16 protein-coding genes are annotated in these 15,190 nt (G+C 62.0%); all 16 read right to left on the bottom strand.

From position 1 onward, the window contains the following. Positions 1-92: 92 nt before the first annotated feature. The 16 genes from hemN to ccoN (BLO97_RS11230) all read right to left on the bottom strand — a co-directional run bounded on the left by hemN (position 93) and on the right by ccoN (BLO97_RS11230) (position 15,149). A complete protein-coding gene (gene hemN, locus BLO97_RS11155) occupies positions 93-1,475 on the bottom strand; it encodes an oxygen-independent coproporphyrinogen III oxidase (RefSeq protein ID WP_092148436.1) in 1,383 nt (460 codons plus the stop codon). Between the two features lie 120 nt (positions 1,476-1,595). Further along, the gene (locus tag BLO97_RS11160; RefSeq protein WP_063322211.1) at positions 1,596-2,279 is read right to left on the bottom strand and encodes a sulfite exporter TauE/SafE family protein; all 684 of its coding nucleotides are present in this window, start codon (positions 2,277-2,279) and stop codon (positions 1,596-1,598) included. Beyond that, positions 2,272-2,490, bottom strand: a complete 219-nt coding sequence (gene ccoS / locus BLO97_RS11165; RefSeq protein ID WP_063322210.1) for a cbb3-type cytochrome oxidase assembly protein CcoS — start codon at positions 2,488-2,490, stop codon at positions 2,272-2,274. Before ccoS ends, BLO97_RS11160 begins: the two co-directional genes overlap by 8 nt. A 24-nt stretch (positions 2,491-2,514) precedes the next feature. Then, positions 2,515-4,965: a heavy metal translocating P-type ATPase gene (locus BLO97_RS11170; RefSeq protein WP_092345891.1), complete on the bottom strand. Its 2,451-nt coding sequence runs from the start codon at positions 4,963-4,965 to the stop codon at positions 2,515-2,517. A gap of 179 nt (positions 4,966-5,144) precedes the next feature. Further along, positions 5,145-5,684, bottom strand: coding sequence for a FixH family protein (locus BLO97_RS11175; RefSeq protein WP_063322208.1), 540 nt, complete (start codon positions 5,682-5,684; stop codon positions 5,145-5,147). A gap of 11 nt (positions 5,685-5,695) precedes the next feature. After that, positions 5,696-7,111 carry a cytochrome c oxidase accessory protein CcoG gene (ccoG, locus tag BLO97_RS11180; RefSeq protein ID WP_003199601.1) on the bottom strand — a complete coding sequence of 472 codons (1,416 nt, stop codon included), beginning with the start codon at positions 7,109-7,111 and terminating at the stop codon, positions 5,696-5,698. A 285-nt stretch (positions 7,112-7,396) separates the two neighbouring features. Continuing rightward, positions 7,397-7,843: a type II toxin-antitoxin system VapC family toxin gene (locus tag BLO97_RS11185; RefSeq protein ID WP_092223073.1), complete on the bottom strand. Its 447-nt coding sequence runs from the start codon at positions 7,841-7,843 to the stop codon at positions 7,397-7,399. Beyond that, a complete protein-coding gene (locus tag BLO97_RS11190) occupies positions 7,843-8,097 on the bottom strand; it encodes a type II toxin-antitoxin system Phd/YefM family antitoxin (RefSeq protein WP_063322205.1) in 255 nt (84 codons plus the stop codon). The genes BLO97_RS11185 and BLO97_RS11190 overlap by 1 nt, the downstream gene beginning before the upstream one ends. A gap of 147 nt (positions 8,098-8,244) precedes the next feature. Continuing rightward, positions 8,245-9,228 (bottom strand): cytochrome-c oxidase, cbb3-type subunit III, encoded by a 984-nt coding sequence (ccoP, locus tag BLO97_RS11195; protein WP_063322204.1) that lies wholly within the window; start codon positions 9,226-9,228, stop codon positions 8,245-8,247. After that, positions 9,225-9,410: a CcoQ/FixQ family Cbb3-type cytochrome c oxidase assembly chaperone gene (locus BLO97_RS11200; protein WP_003183474.1), complete on the bottom strand. Its 186-nt coding sequence runs from the start codon at positions 9,408-9,410 to the stop codon at positions 9,225-9,227. Before BLO97_RS11200 ends, ccoP (BLO97_RS11195) begins: the two co-directional genes overlap by 4 nt. Positions 9,411-9,416: 6 nt before the next feature. Beyond that, positions 9,417-10,025 (bottom strand): cytochrome-c oxidase, cbb3-type subunit II, encoded by a 609-nt coding sequence (gene ccoO, locus BLO97_RS11205; protein WP_018925301.1) that lies wholly within the window; start codon positions 10,023-10,025, stop codon positions 9,417-9,419. Next, complete coding sequence (gene ccoN / locus BLO97_RS11210; RefSeq protein WP_063322203.1) at positions 10,025-11,467, bottom strand: cytochrome-c oxidase, cbb3-type subunit I; 1,443 nt, start codon at positions 11,465-11,467, stop codon at positions 10,025-10,027. Before ccoN (BLO97_RS11210) ends, ccoO (BLO97_RS11205) begins: the two co-directional genes overlap by 1 nt. Positions 11,468-11,948: 481 nt before the next feature. After that, positions 11,949-12,902 (bottom strand): cytochrome-c oxidase, cbb3-type subunit III, encoded by a 954-nt coding sequence (gene ccoP / locus BLO97_RS11215; RefSeq protein ID WP_092148429.1) that lies wholly within the window; start codon positions 12,900-12,902, stop codon positions 11,949-11,951. Next, on the bottom strand, positions 12,899-13,102 hold the full coding sequence (locus BLO97_RS11220) for a cbb3-type cytochrome oxidase subunit 3 (RefSeq protein ID WP_092223077.1): 204 nt from the start codon (positions 13,100-13,102) through the stop codon (positions 12,899-12,901). The genes ccoP (BLO97_RS11215) and BLO97_RS11220 overlap by 4 nt, the downstream gene beginning before the upstream one ends. A gap of 3 nt (positions 13,103-13,105) precedes the next feature. Next, positions 13,106-13,714, bottom strand: a complete 609-nt coding sequence (ccoO, locus tag BLO97_RS11225; RefSeq protein WP_063322200.1) for a cytochrome-c oxidase, cbb3-type subunit II — start codon at positions 13,712-13,714, stop codon at positions 13,106-13,108. 10 nt (positions 13,715-13,724) lie between these two features. Next, positions 13,725-15,149 (bottom strand): cytochrome-c oxidase, cbb3-type subunit I, encoded by a 1,425-nt coding sequence (gene ccoN / locus BLO97_RS11230; RefSeq protein ID WP_060738426.1) that lies wholly within the window; start codon positions 15,147-15,149, stop codon positions 13,725-13,727. Positions 15,150-15,190 lie beyond the last annotated feature (41 nt).

The raw sequence follows: 15,190 nt of genomic DNA on the forward strand, positions 1-15,190 counted from the left end.
CTTAAATCCTTGTGGGAAATCACGCATAAGGCGTAAGGGTACCCCAGAGATGGCACTCCGGCCAGTGCGGTTTCGTCGTCAAATTGTCGCGCTCAAATAACGCGGGAGAAGCGCTGTCGGTTGTGCTGCTCCAAGTAGGCATCGAACACCATGCACACGGACCGAACCAGCAGGCGCCCGGCGGGCAATACCCGGATGTGGGTGTCATCCAGCTCGATCAGCCCATCCGCGGCCATGGCCCGCAATTGCGGCCATTGCGGGGCGAAGTAACCGCGAAAATCGATGTTGAAGGTTTGCTCGATCTCGGCGAAGGGCAGGTGGAAATGGCAGATCAATTGCTGGATCACCGCGCGCCGCAGCCGGTCGTCAGCGTTGCAGATCAGCCCGCGACTGGTCGCCAGTTGCCCGTCGGCGAGGGTGTTCTGGTAATGGCTCAGATCACTGCTGTTCTGGCAGTACAAATCGCCGATCTGGCTGATGGCTGACACGCCAAGGCCGATCAGGTCGCAATGGCCATGGGTGGTGTAGCCCTGGAAGTTGCGCTGCAACGTAGCCTCTTCCTGAGCGATTGCCAGTTCGTCGTCGGGCAGGGCGAAGTGGTCCATGCCGACATAGCGGTAACCGGCGGTGGTCAGTTGTTCGATGGTGCCTTGCAGCATTGCCAGTTTCTGCTCCGGGGTCGGCAAGTCCTGGCTGTTGATGCGCCGCTGGGGCATGAAGCGTTCCGGCAGGTGGGCGTAGTTGAACACCGAGAGCCGGTCCGGTTGCAGATGGATGACTTCCTGGACCGTGCGGGCGAAGTTTTCCGGGGTCTGCTTGGGCAGCCCATAAATCAGATCAATATTGATCGAACGGAACTGCAAGGTCCGGGCGGCTTCGACCACTGCGCGGGTTTCCTCGAGACTTTGCAGGCGATTGACGGCCCGCTGCACCGCTGGATCAAGGTCTTGCAGGCCGATACTGACCCGGTTGAAACCCAGTTCGCGCAACAGGCCCATGGTCGACCAGTCGGCTTCCCTGGGGTCGATTTCGATGCCGTAGTCACCGGAATCGTCGTCCAGCAGGTTCAGGTGCAGGCGCAGCTTGGCCATCAGTTGGCGCAGTTCGTCGTGGCTGAGGAACGTCGGGGTACCGCCGCCAAAGTGCAACTGTTCCACGCGCTGGGTGGGGTTCAGGTGACAGCCGATCAGTTGGATTTCCTGCTCCAGGCGTTGCAGGTAGGCGTGGGCACGACCGCGGTCCTTGGTGATGACTTTGTTGCAGGCGCAGTAGTAGCAAATGTTCGCGCAGAACGGTATGTGCACGTACAGCGACAACGGCCGCAGGGCCTTGCGGCTGTCGCGCAGGGCATGGAGCAGGTCGAAGGTGCCCACCTGGCTGCCGAACTGCGCTGCAGTGGGGTACGAGGTGTAGCGTGGTCCCGCCAGGTCGTAACGGCGGATAAGATTTGAGTCCCAACAAATGGTGTCGAGCATGCGGGCATTCCCCGGATAGACTGGCATGGGGCGAGTCTAGGGGCGCGAGGGGGTGGCCGTTTTGATTTGCGTCAACGGGGCATTGGGAGTTGTCGATGCTCGCGATTGGGGGCGACTTGGTCAATGGCCCATGAGCCAATGTTGATGTGGCCCCGGCAGTGTCCATGCGCCGAAAATAATCACCAACAAGCCACCGGCCATGCGCACGCTGCGTTTGCGCAGCAGGGCGGTGACGCGTTCGGCGGCCAGGCCCGTGGCGAGCAGCACCGGCCAGGTGCCCAGGCCGAAGGCGAGCATGAGCAACGCGCTGTCCAGTGCATTGCCCTGGCTGGCGGACCACAACAGGGTGCTGTAGACCAGGCCGCACGGCAGCCAGCCCCATAGCGCACCGAGCAGCAAGGCCCGGGGCAGGCTCGACACGGGCAGCAAACGGTTGGCGACGGGTTGGATGTGCCGCCACAGGCCGCGACCGATGCTTTCGATGCGGGTCAGGCCGCTCCACCAGCCCGCCAAGTACAAGCCCATGGCAATCAACAGCAAGCCGGCCAGCACCCGCATGATCATCGCCGCCGGGCTGTTGGACACCGCCCAACCGGCCAGGCCGATCAGCAACCCGGCGGTGGCGTAGCTCAGGATCCGCCCCAGGTTGTACGCCAGCAGCAACCGAAAGCGCCGGCTGCGCTGTTCCTTGGGAATCGCCAGGGTCAGGGCGCCCATCAGGCCGCCGCACATGCCCAGGCAGTGTCCGCCGCCGAGCAGGCCAAGGATGACCGCCGAAACCAACAGGGGTGCCAGGTCAAGCATGGGGCCCAGCCTTGTCGTCCGGCTTGCGGGCCTCGCCACTGGCTTCGTCCACCGCCGCCTTGTGGTTCGGGTCCTGATCGTCGAACAGAATGCTGTGGGCCGGACCGTCGAGGTCGTCGTACTGGCCGCTGTCCACGGCCCAGAAGAAAATGTACACAGCGATGGCCACGATCAGCAGCGCGGCCGGGATCATCACGTAGAGAGCTGGCATGTCGGAACTCCATGCCCGTGCGGCTCAGGCCGACAGCGGGCGGGTATCGGGCGTGGTGTCGAAAACCTGCGTCTTGGGCTGACGTGTCAGCCTCAGCGCATTCAACACGACGGTCAACGAACTGATGGACATGCCGACCGCCGCCCACACCGGCGTAATCCAGCCGAGGGCGGCGAACGGCAACATGAGGCCATTGTACAGCCCGGCCCACACTAGGTTCTCGATGATCACACGGCGGGTGCGTCGGGCCAGGCTGAAGGCGTGGATCAGGGCGTCGAGGCGGTTGGACAGCAGCACCGCGTCGGCGCTGGTCTTGGCCAGGTCGGTGGCCGAGCCCATGGCGACACTGATGTCCGCCGCCGCCAGCACGGGCACGTCGTTCACGCCATCGCCGAGCATCAGTACCTTGCGGCCCTGTTGATGCAACTGCTGCAACACGGCCAGTTTGTCGTCCGGGCGCAGCCCGCCGCGAGCCTCATCGATGCCCAGCTCGGCGGCGACGCTGGCAACCATGGGCGAACTGTCACCCGACAACAGCAGCGTCCGCCAGCCCCGTGCCTTGCAGGCCGCCAGCAGTGCCGGGGCATCGACGCGCAAGCGGTCATCGAGGACGAACCAGGCCAGGGGCCCGATCTCATCGCCCAGCAATAGCCATTGCCCGGGTTCGTCCGGCATTTGCGGTACGGCGACGCCACTCAGTTCGCAGACGAAACCGGGCTGGCCGATGCGCAGGCGCTGTTCGGTCACCAAACCTTCCAGCCCCAGCCCCGGGGTGCTTTGCACCTGTTCGGCGGCCAATGGCGCGCGGCCGAAGGCGCGGGCGATAGGGTGTTCGGAGCGGTTTTCCAGGGCGGCGGCCAAGCCCAGGCATTGATCACTGTCGAGGGCCGCCAATGGCCGAATGGCGCGCAACGCCAGGCGGCCTTCGGTGAGGGTACCGGTCTTGTCGAAAATTACCGTGTCGATCTGGTTCAGGCCTTCCAGCACATGACCGCGCGTCAGCAGCAGACCGAGTTTGTGCAGGGTGCCGGTGGCGGCGGTGAGGGCGGTCGGCGTGGCGAGGGACAACGCGCAAGGGCAGGTGGCGACCAGCATCGCCAGGACGATCCAGAACGCGCGCGAAGCGTCCAGTTGCCACCACACCAGCCCGATGACGGCAGCGGCGATCAAGGAGAACAGCAAGAACCATTGGGCCGCGCGGTCGGCGATTTCCGCCAGCCGTGGCTTTTCGGCCTGGGCCCGCTCCAGCAGCCGCACGATGGCCGACAATCGGGTGTCTTGCCCGAGGGCCAGCACCTCGACCGTCAAGGCCCCTTCGACGTTCAGCGTGCCGGCGGTGACCGCGTCGCCCACCTGGCGAGGTTGTGGCAGGTATTCACCGGTCAGCAGCGATTCGTCGATGCTGGACTGGCCATCCAGGATCCTGCCATCGGCCGGCAGCACCGCGCCTGGATGCACCAATACCCGATCGCCGGTGCGCAACTCGCTGAGCAGGATGCGTTCGCTCTGGCCGTTGTCTTCCAGGCGCAGGCACGAGGCCGGCAACAGATTGACCAGTTGGGCGGTGGCGGCAGCGGTACGCTCCCGGGCCCGGCGTTCCAGGTAACGGCCGGCCAACAGGAAGAGGGCAAACATGCCTACGGCGTCGAAGTACAACTCGCCGACCCCGGTAATTGACGTCCAGATCCCGGCAACGTAGGCGCTGCCGATGGCCAGGGACACGGAAACGTCCATGGTCAGGTGGCGGGTGCGCAGGTCGCGCATGGCGCCTTTGAAGAACGGCGCGCAGCTATAGAAGACGATGGGCGTGGTGAGGAACAGGGCAACCCAGCGCAGGATGGTGTGCATCTCCGGGCTCAGGTCGATGTTGAATTCCGGCCAGGTGGCCATGGTTGCCATCATCGCCTGGAACCACAACAGACCGGCCACACCCAATTGGCGCAGGGCCAGGCGGTTTTGTGCGGCGAGTTGTTCACAGGCCTGGTCGGCCTGGTACGGGTGGGCGACATAGCCGATCTGGCGCAATTCGGTGAGCAGCGTGCTCAGCGGCAGTTGAGCGTCGGCCCAACGTACATGCAGGCGATGATTGGACAGGTTCAACCGCGCCTCGGCCACGGCCGGCAGGCTGCGTAATTGCTTTTCGATCAACCAGCCGCAGGCGGCGCAACTGATGCCTTCCATCAACAGGGTGGTTTCGGCCAGTTCGCCTTCATGGCGCACGAATGATTGCTGCACGTCTGGGCGATCGTACAGTGTCAGTTCATCGGTCAACTGGACGGGCAGGGATTCGGGGTTGGCCGACGCTTCGCTGCGATGCTGGTAATAACTTTCCAGGCCACCGGCGACAATGGCCTCGGCCACCGCCTGGCAGCCCGGGCAGCACAGCTCGCGGGTTTCACCGAGGACAACGGCGGTGAAGCGACTGCCAGGGGGGACGGGCAGGGCGCAGTGGTAGCAGGGCTGTGGAGTGGTCATGGTTGTCGCATGAAGGCCTTTTTGGCTGGGGCGTTTGCTGGTTTATGGGCGCTGTTGTGGCGAGGGAGCTTGCTCCCGCTCGGCTGCGTAGCAGTCGTAATCGGGTGAGCCGGTCATACGACGAACGGGGCCGCTTCGCGACCCAGCGGGAGCAAGCTCCCTCGCCACAGAGAAGCGATTTACTGCTTCAGGTCTTCAGCGCCTTGCAGCGGTTCATCGCCGAGCAGGAGGTCCTGGCCGTGATTGATCTGCTCTTCTTCGAACAGGCGCCAGGTCTTGTCGTTCTCCACCCCCAGCAATTCGACAAAGCGCCGGCCTTCGATCTTGTCCGCCAACTGACCGACGTAGCGCCCTGGTTCACTGTCGTTGCGGGTCAGGACGATCTTGCGGTCCTTCTCCGGTTGGGTCGGCGAGATCAGGCTCAGTTCCAGGGTCTGGGGACGGCTGTTGCCGTTCAGGCGCAGGTTCACCTCACCGGTGAGTTCGTCCAGTTGCACGTTGGCACGCAGTTGCAGGGTCTGGGCCAGCAATTCGCGCTCCAGCGAGCGGTTGATGCCCTTGCCGGCTTCATAATAATTGTCGTTGACCAGGTTGTCCGGGTTCTTCACCGCAATGGTCACCATCGTCAGGCTCAGTGTCACCGAGCAGGTCAGGATCGCGATGATGATCCACGGCCAGAGGTGCTTGTACCAAGGGCTGGTGGCGGTTGCTGCAGGCATGTTCAGTTCTCTCAACGAGTTTGTGGGCCGATGAACCGGCTCTTGGCTTCGACATGTACGCTTTCGTCATCGGCGTCCTTGAGGATGAAGGTCACCTCGTTGGTGCTCGATGGCAGTTGTTCCGGTGCGCTGGACAGCTCGACCGGCTGGCTGTAGATCTCGCCGGCCGCGACCTTGATTTCCCGACGGCCTTGCAACTTGAGGTCGGGCAGGCCGGCGGCTTCCAGGACGTACGTATGGTCGCGTTGGTCTTTGTTCATGATCTTCAGGCTGTAGACGTTCTCGATCCGGCCTTCGGCGTTTTCGCGGTAGAGCACGCGGTCCTTGCTGACGTCGAAACCCACCAGCGAGCGCATGAAGAACGCCGCCGCCAACAGGCTCATCATGGTCAGCAGCACCAGGGCATAACCGATCAGGCGCGGGCGCAGTTTATGGGTTTTCTGCCCTGAAAGGTTGTGTTCGGTGGTGTAGCTGATCAGGCCGCGTGGATAATCCATTTTGTCCATGATGTTGTCGCAGGCATCGATGCAGGCCGCGCAGCCGATGCACTCGATCTGCAGGCCGTCGCGGATGTCGATGCCGGTAGGGCAGACCTGGACGCACATGGTGCAGTCGATGCAATCCCCCAGGCCCAGGGCTTTGTAGTCAACGCCCTTCTTGCGCGGGCCACGGCTTTCGCCACGACGCGGGTCGTAGGAAACGATCAAGGTGTCCTTGTCGAACATCACGCTCTGGAAGCGTGCGTACGGGCACATGTAGATACACACTTGCTCACGCAGCCAGCCAGCGTTGCCGTAGGTGGCGAGGGTGAAGAAACCCACCCAGAAATACGACCAGCCATCGGCCTGGCCGGTAAAGAACTCGAACACCAGTTCGCGGATTGGCGTGAAGTAACCAACAAAGGTCATGCCGGTGACGAAACCGATCAGCAGCCACAGGCTGTGCTTGGCGAGCTTGCGCAGGAATTTGTTGGCGCCCATGGGGGCCTTGTCGAGCTTGATGCGCTGGTTGCGGTCGCCTTCGGTGACTTTTTCGCACCACATGAAGATCCAGGTCCACACGCTCTGTGGGCAGGTGTAGCCACACCACACGCGTCCTGCATAGACTGTGATGAAAAACAGGCCAAAGGCGGCAATGATCAACATCCCGGACAGCAGGATGAAATCCTGGGGCCAGAAGGTGGCGCCGAAAATAAAGAATTTGCGCTCCGGCAGGTTCCACCAGACGGCCTGATGGCCACCCCAGTTCAGCCAGACCGTACCAAAATACAGCAGGAACAATAGCGCGCCGCCAGCCATTCGCAGGTTGCGGAACAGGCCAGTGAAGGCACGGGTGTAGATTTTTTCCCGAGAGGCATACAGGTCGACGCTTTTGTTCGCGTCCTTGGCAGGCGGGGTGACGTCATGTACCGGAATCTGGTTGCTCATCAAATGCATCCCACGGCAGTGGAAAAGTGCCGTGGCCAGTACGTGCTAACCACGGTCAGAAAGGGTGTTGCGGTGGCGCAATGATACGCCTGTCGCTCTAGCCCAAGGGTGCGACCTTTGGTCGCGTTGGGGATGAGGGCACAATGGTGTAGCGGGATGTAACAAGTCTTGACCCAGGTCAATTGACTATAGACATTCCATGGCACTGGAGAAAAACGAAAGGGCCTGCTGACTCATTCAGCAGACCCTTTCGGATTGGCTTGGTGCGGCTACCATGGGTCGACGTTACCCAGTGCGCGGTTCGCCTGTCGCGAGGAGGCTTTGGTTGGACCACGGATCAAGCAACGCCACGCCGCTGCCTCGGAAATCAGTCACATTGCGGGTGACTACGGTCAGCCCATGAACCAGCGCGGTGGCGGCAATCAATGCATCGCATTCATTGCTGCGAACCAGAACGTGCAGGCGAGCGCAGCGCAGCGCAACGGCGCGGTCGACCGCCAGGATTCTGCCGGCGAATGCGGGCATGACATGGTTGTCCAGCCATGCGCGCAGACGGCTGCCTTGCGCCGGGTCTTTGCGTTCGAAGCGCAACACGCCGGTTTCCAGTTCCAATACGGTAATTGCCGAGAGGTAAAGGCTGGGGGCGGGCACGCTACGCGCCCAAGCCAGTACGTTTTTATCGGCCTGAGGCTTACGCAGTTCCGAGATGACGTTAGTGTCGAGCAGGTACATCAGGACAGGTCCACCGAACGAGGAGAGATGACGGCACGTTCGGTATCGAAATCAATATCCGGCGTGTCGGGCATGACCAGCAATTCGACAATGCTGGTGCCGATGCCGGTCAGTTTCTGGTACTCCTCAATGCTTAGCAGCACATGGGCCGGCTTGCCACGGTCGGTGATGATGACCGGCCCCTGGCGGGTGGCTTTTTTGGCACCACTTGTGTCGTGGTTGAATTCGCGGCTGGAAATAGTGGTGATGGACATGGCGGCGTCCTCGAGAAAACTGAATGTAGGCACGTTACTACCGTCGTTGATTGCGGGCAAGATAAAACCATTGCCCTGTCGCACCGGCAAACAAAAAGGCCCCGTCAACCTGGGTTGACGGGGCCTTGGGGGCATCAGGCGCTGGCTTTACTGGGCGTCAGCCGCAGGAGCCTTTTCGCCGTGAGACAGGCTGTAGACGTAGGCGGCCAGCAAATGGACCTTGTCGTTGCCTTGCAAGTCGGCCTGGGCCGGCATCTGGCCCTGGCGACCGTAGCGGATGGTCTGCTGCAACTGAGCGAAGCTCGAACCGTAGATGAAACCGGCCGGGTGCGTCAGGTCAGGTGCGCCCATGGCTGGCGTGCCTTTGCCAGCAGGGCCGTGGCAGGCCACGCAGTTGGCGGCAAAGAGTTTCTGCCCATTGGCTGGATCGGCCTTGGCGCCTTCCGGCAGTTTGCGGCTGTGCAGGCTGGTCACCAGGTAAGCGGCCACGTCGGCCACGCCTTGCTCGCCGACCACGGCAGCCCAGCCCGGCATCACGGCGTGACGACCGCCCATGATGGTGGTCTTGATGGTTTCCGGCTCACCGCCCCAGCGCCAGTCGGCGTCGGTCAGGTTAGGGAAGCCATAGGCGCCCTTGGCATCGGAACCGTGGCAGACCGAGCAGTTGGAGGCGAACAGGCGGCCACCCATCTTCAGGGCTTGTGGGTCCTTGGCGACTTCTTCAATCGGCATGGAGGCGAACTTGGCGAAGATCGGACCGAACTTGGCGTCCGAACGTGCCATTTCCTTTTCCCACTCATGGACGCCCGTCCAGCCGGTCTGGCCGTTGGCGAAGGCGGTCTGCTTTTCGGTGTCCAGGTAGTTGTAGCCTGGCAGCAGGCCCTTCCAGTTGCCCAGGCCTGGGTAGAGCACCAGGTAACCGAGGGCGAACACGATGGTGCCCACGAACAGCATGAACCACCATTTCGGCAGTGGGTTGTCGTACTCCTCGATCCCGTCGAACGAGTGGCCGACGGTCTCGTCCGTCTGCTCGGCGCGCTGGCCCTTGCGGGTCGACAGCAGCAGCCAGGTCAGGGAGAAGATCGTTCCCAGGCTGAGGACTGTGACGTACAGACTCCAGAATGTAGTCATTCTTTGTTACTCCTAGAAGCTTGCTCGACGTGCTTGATGGCTTCGGGATCATCCGCGAACGGCAGCAAGGTCGCGTCGTCAAACTCCGACTTGCGCTTGGGGCTGAACACCCACAGGGCCAGACCGATGAAGGCCACCATCACGACGACGGTGCCCAGGCCGCGAATCATCCCGATATCCATAAAGAATCACCGTTTGCTTTTGATGATGGTGCCCAGGCCTTGCAGATAGGCCACCAGCGCGTCCATTTCAGTCTTGCCCTTGACGGCATCCTTGGCACCGGCGATGTCTTCGTCGGTGTAAGGCACGCCCAGGGTGCGCAGGACTTCCATTTTCTTGGCGGTGTCTTTGCCGTCGAGCTTGTTTTCTACGAGGAACGGGTAGGCTGGCATTTTCGACTCAGGCACCACGTTGCGCGGGTTATACAAGTGCGCACGCTGCCAGTCGTCGGAGTAGCGGCCGCCAACGCGGGCCAGGTCCGGACCGGTACGCTTGGAACCCCACAGGAATGGGTGGTCCCAGACGCTTTCACCGGCGACCGAATAGTGGCCATAGCGTTCGGTTTCGGCGCGGAACGGACGGATCATCTGCGAGTGGCAGCCGACACAACCGTTGGCGATATAGATGTCACGGCCTTCCAGTTCAAGGGCGGTACGTGGCTTCATGCCTTCGACCGGCTTGTTGGTCACGTCCTGGAAGAACAGCGGGACGATCTGGGTCAGGCCGCCGATGCTGACGGCAATGACCATGAAGAAGGCCAGCAGGCCGATATTCTTCTCTACTGCTTCGTGCTTCATCAGTGAGCTCCAACTACGGCGATCTTGGCGGCGGCTTCAGCTTCAGCCGGGTCAGAGGCACGAACGGTGCGGTACACGTTGTAGGCCATGAGCAGCATGCCGCTGGCGAAGAACGCGCCGCCCAGGGCACGCACGATGAAGCCAGGGTGGCTGGCCTGCAGCGCTTCGACGAACGAGTAGGTCAGGGTGCCGTCGTCGTTGATTGCACGCCACATCAGGCCTTGGGTGATGCCGTTGACCCACATCGAGGCGATGTAGAGCACGGTACCGATGGTCGCGAGCCAGAAGTGCGCGTTGATCAGGCCGGTGCTGTGCATCTGCGCACGACCGAACAGTTTCGGGATCATGTGGTAGATGGCGCCGATGGAAATCATCGCCACCCAGCCGAGCGCACCAGCGTGCACGTGGCCGATCGTCCAGTCGGTGTAGTGGCTCAGGGAGTTGACGGTCTTGATGGCCATCATCGGGCCTTCGAAGGTCGACATGCCGTAGAACGCCAACGACACCACCAGGAAGCGCAGGATCGGGTCGGTGCGCAGCTTATGCCAGGCGCCCGACAGGGTCATCATGCCGTTGATCATGCCGCCCCAGCTTGGTGCCAGCAGGATGATCGACATCGCCATGCCCAGGGACTGCGCCCAATCCGGCAGTGCGGTGTAGTGCAGGTGGTGCGGACCGGCCCAGATGTACAGGGTGATCAGCGCCCAGAAGTGCACGATGGACAGGCGATAGGAATAGATCGGACGCTCGGCCTGTTTCGGCACGAAGTAGTACATCATCCCCAGGAAACCGGTGGTCAGGAAGAAGCCCACGGCGTTGTGGCCATACCACCACTGGATCATCGCATCGGTCGCGCCCGAGTAGGCCGAGTACGACTTGAAGAAGCTGACCGGCAGGGAAGCGTGGTTGACGATGTGCAGCATGGCGGTCACGACGATGAAGGCACCGTAGAACCAGTTACCGACGTAGATGTGCTTGGTCTTGCGCTTGACGATGGTGCCGAAGAACACCAGACCGTAGGTCACCCAGACGATGGCCAGCAGGATAGCCAGGGGCCATTCCAGCTCAGCGTATTCCTTGGTGGTGGTGTAACCCAGTGGCAAGGTCACGATCGCACCGACGATGACCGCTTGCCAGCCCCAGAAGGTGAAGGCGGCGAGGCTGTCGGAGATCAGTCGCGTTTGGCAGGTTCGCTGCACGACGTAATAAGAAGTGGCAAACAATGCACAACCACCGAAGGCGAAGATCACCAGGTTGGTGTGCAGCGGGCGCAGGCGTCCAAATGTCGTCCATGGCAGATCGAAGTTCAACTCCGGCCAGACCAGTTGCGAGGCGATGAAGACACCGAGCCCCATGCCAAGGATCCCCCAGACCACCGTCATGATGGCGAACTGGCGGACTACCTTATAGTTATAAGCAGTCGGACTGATTGCTGTGCTCATTCTAAGGTTCCACGGTTTGGGTGTTTTATTAGGATAAAAATCGGTCGCAAGTATGGAGAAAGCGGGGGGTCATTGCAACGCGCCATGACCTGGGTCAATGCTTTCCAAAGCTGATTCTGCGGCCTTTCCATGTTCCGTGTAGGGACAAAATTGGCCCTCGGCAAAATGTCGCAACGAAGGAAAGAGGCGAGGGGGTCGGGTCGGTTGTAACGGGGTGTGTTCAAACACGGCGTTCGGGTGATGCCAGGCAACTGTCGCAACAGCCGGTATTCACCTGCCTTTGCGGCCTTTTTGACGAACGATTGTCGAACGCATCGGGTCGGGTCGACCTGAAACCGGCAGTCGCCAGCGCACGCAAAGGCAAGCTTAGACCCGATTCCGGGGAACCGAAAGAAAGACTATGGGAGGGTGCGACAATGCGTCGCGCAGGGACACGGAGCAGCCGCATCCAGACGGATACGGCTGTTCACGCGGTCAAGATTTATTCGCTTTTGTGTTCGGCTTGCAGGCGCTCGGCACCGGCGGTGTGGGACAGGCTGTAGACGTAGGCGGCCAGCAGTTGCACCTTGTCATTGCCCAACAACTCATTCTGCGCTGGCATATGGCCCTGGCGACCATGGCGAATGGTCTGTTGCAACTGGGCCAGGCTGGTGCCATAGATGAAACCGGCCGGTTGCGTCAGGTTCGGCGCGCCCATGGCTTCGGTCCCTTGGCCGTTGGCGCCGTGGCAGGCGACGCAGGTGGTGTTGAAGGCCTGCTGTCCGGCCTGCAGATCGGCACCGCTGTCTGCCGGCAACGGCAGGCCGGCCAGGTCGTGGCGTACATACGCGGCCACGTTCTTGACCCCGGCGTCCCCCAGTACTTCGCCCCAGGCGGGCATCGCCGCCATGCGACCGCCCATGATGGTGGCCTTGATGGTGTCGGCAGCACCGCCCCAACGCCAGTTGCTGTCGGCCAGGTTCGGGAAGCCAAAGGCACCCTTGGCGTCCGAGCCGTGGCAGACCGAGCAGTTGGAGGCGAACAGGCGGCCACCCATCTTCAAGGCCTGTGGGTCCTTGGCCACTTCCTCCACGGGCATGGCGGCGAATTTGGCGAAGATCGGTCCGAACTTGGCATCGGCCTTGGCCATCTCCTTTTCCCATTCATGGGCGCCGGTCCAGCCGTTCTCGTAGCCTGGCAGGATGCCTTTCCAGTTGCCCAGGCCCGGATAGAGGACCAGGTAGCCGACGGAAAACACCAGGGTGCCGGCGAACAACAGGAACCACCACTGTGGCAGCGGGTTGTCGTACTCCTCGATGCCGTCGAAGCTGTGGCCCATGGTCTGGTCGACGCTGCCCTTGGTCTCGCCCTTGCGAGTGCCGATCAGCAACCACGTCAGGCCGATGAGGCTGCCGATGGTCAGTACGCAGATCCACGTACTCCAGAAGGTGGTCATGGCCGGGTACTCCTTGTTGCAGGGTCTTGGGGGGGGGCGATGTCGGCAGCTGGCTCGTCGGCGAACGGCAGCAGGCGCGCTTCGGCGAACTCTGGACGACGTTTGCTGCTGAATACCCACAGGGTCAGGCCGATGAAGGCGATGAACACCACGACCGTGCCCAGGCCGCGGATCATTCCAGTACTCATTTCAAGAACCATGGCTCACCTCTTGCTCTTGATGGCAGTGCCGAGCACTTGCAGGTAGGCCACCAGCGCGTCCATTTCGGTCTTGCCCTTGAGCGAGGCCACGCTGGCGGTGATGTCGTCATCGGTGTACGGCACGCCCAGGGTGCGCATGGCGCGCAGCTTGCCTTCGGTGTGGCTGCTGTCTACCGCTTGGGTCACCAGCCACGGGTAGGCCGGCATTTTCGACTCGGGCACGACGTTGCGCGGGTTGTACAAGTGGGCGCGGTGCCAGTCATCGGAGTAGCGCGCGCCAACCCGGGCCAGGTCCGGCCCGGTGCGCTTGGAGCCCCACAGGAATGGGTGGTCCCAGACGCTTTCACCGGCGACGGAGTAGTGGCCGTAGCGCTCGGTCTCGGCGCGGAACGGACGGATCATCTGCGAGTGGCAACCGACGCAGCCTTCACGAATGTAGATGTCACGGCCTTCCAGTTGCAGGGCGGTGTAGGGCTTCATGCCGTCCACCGGTTTATTGGTCACGTCCTGGAAGAACAGCGGCACGATCTGGGTCAGGCCGCCAATGCTCACGGCCAGGACCATCAGCAGCATCAGCAGGCCGACGTTTTTTTCGATTGTTTCGTGTTTCATGGTGGACTCCTCAGGCCATCTGCGCGGCAGCGGCGGCTTCGGCAGGCTGGTAGGCCCGCACGGTGCGCCAGGTGTTGTAGGCCATCAGCAGCATGCCGAGGAGGAAGATCGACCCGCCCGCCAGCCGCACGACGAAGCCTGGGTGACTGGCCACCAGGGTTTCGACGAAGGAGTAGGTGAGCGTGCCGTCCTCGTTCACCGCACGCCACATCAGGCCCTGGGCGATGCCGTTGACCCACATCGAGGCGATGTAGAGCACGGTGCCGATGGTCGCGAGCCAGAAGTGCGCGTTGATCAGCCCGATGCTGTGCATCTGTGGCCGGCCGAAGACTTTCGGGATCATGTGGTACAGGGCGCCGATGGAAATCATTGCCACCCAGCCGAGTGCGCCGGCGTGTACGTGGCCGATGGTCCAGTCGGTGTAGTGGGAGAGGGCGTTGACGGTCTTGATCGCCATCATCGGACCTTCGAAGGTCGACATGCCGTAGAACGCCAGGGACACCACCAGGAACCGCAGGATCGGGTCGCTGCGCAGCTTATGCCAGGCGCCCGACAGGGTCATCATGCCGTTGATCATGCCGCCCCAGCTTGGCGCCAGCAGAATCAGCGACATCACCATGCCCAGGGACTGTGCCCAGTCCGGCAGCGCGGTGTAGTGCAAGTGGTGAGGGCCGGCCCAGATGTACAGGGTGATCAGGGCCCAGAAGTGCACGATGGACAAGCGATAGGAATACACCGGGCGCTCGGCCTGCTTCGGCACGAAGTAGTACATCATCCCCAGGAAGCCTGCGGTGAGGAAGAAGCCCACGGCGTTGTGGCCGTACCACCATTGCACCATCGCGTCCGTGGCCCCGGCGTAGACCGAGTAGGACTTGGTGAGGCTCACCGGCAGTTCCAGGTTGTTGACGATGTGCAGGATCGCCACGGTCAGGATGAACCCGCCGAAGAACCAGTTACCAACGTAGATGTGCTTGGTGTTGCGCTTGGCCACGGTGCCGAAGAACACAATCGCGTAGGCAACCCAGACGATGGTGATCAGAATGTCGATCGGCCATTCCAGCTCGGCGTATTCCTTGGAACTGGTGTAGCCCAGTGGCAGGCTGATGGCCGCCAGCAGGATCACCAGTTGCCAGCCCCAGAAGCAGAACGCGGCGATTTTCGGCGCAAACAGCTGAGTCTGGCAGGTGCGCTGCACCGAATAGAACGAACTGGCGAACAACGCACAGCCACCGAAGGCGAAGATCACCGCGTTGGTGTGCAGCGGGCGCAGGCGGCCGAAGCTGGTCCAGGGCAAATCGAAGTTGAGCTGTGGCCAGACCAATTGGGCGGCGAGAAAAACCCCGAGCCCCATGCCGACGATGCCCCACACCACCGTCATAATGGCGAATTGGCGGACCACCTTGTAGTTGTAGGCGGTACTGATAGAAGTGTTCATGGTTCCCCATCCACGGTTCAGCCGAAGTGAGCGCCTGCGCA

The organism is Pseudomonas sp. NFACC05-1, from assembly GCF_900100135.1.
Classification (GTDB): Bacteria; Pseudomonadota; Gammaproteobacteria; order Pseudomonadales; family Pseudomonadaceae; genus Aquipseudomonas; species Aquipseudomonas fluorescens_Q.